This window comes from Acetobacter lambici (assembly GCF_011516885.1).
Lineage (GTDB): Bacteria > Pseudomonadota > Alphaproteobacteria > Acetobacterales > Acetobacteraceae > Acetobacter > Acetobacter lambici.
In genome coordinates, this window is record NZ_WOTD01000193.1 from 1 (window position 1) to 501 (window position 501).

The window sequence follows — 501 nt, forward strand, 5'->3', positions numbered from 1 at the left end:
ACCAACGTGATCATGGAGACGAGGAGGCCCGTCCCGGAGCAGCGTGTTCTGGCCAGCCACGACGTGTCGCCTTTCGAGGCGGCTGGTGTGCGGGTTTTCAATCTGTGGGGGGATATCTGATGTCCGAGACAGATCCAGCAGCACGTGCGTTTGAGGACCTGTGCGCCGAAATGACGGTACTCCGGCGGAGCGTGGAAGCGTTGCCGCAGGCGTGGCGGGACAATCGGCCCCCGGATTACACGGAGGATCTGGCCCGTGTCGTGAAGGCCATGAATGCAGTCGGTGCACGAATGGAGGCGATCGAGGCCAATCCGACGCTGAAGATGACGCCCCAGGCGTATGGGCAAGGGATTCGTCAGGCCGGGATTTCTGCCAGTCAGGAGATGCAGACAGCGTTTCAGAAAGCGATAGGTGAGGTTCAGGGGGAACGTCGGGTTCTTGCCAATATCATTGGTCAGTCCCGTCAGCAGGATCGTCAGAACTGGTGGCTGTTAGGGGTGG

General features: G+C 60.5%; 1 protein-coding gene. It reads left to right on the forward strand.

Annotation, left to right across the window (positions count from 1 at the left end):
- Positions 1-119: 119 nt before the first annotated feature.
- Positions 120-501: DUF6118 family protein (locus GOB86_RS15830; RefSeq protein ID WP_242012731.1), on the forward strand; the 382-nt coding region annotated here is incomplete at its 3' end.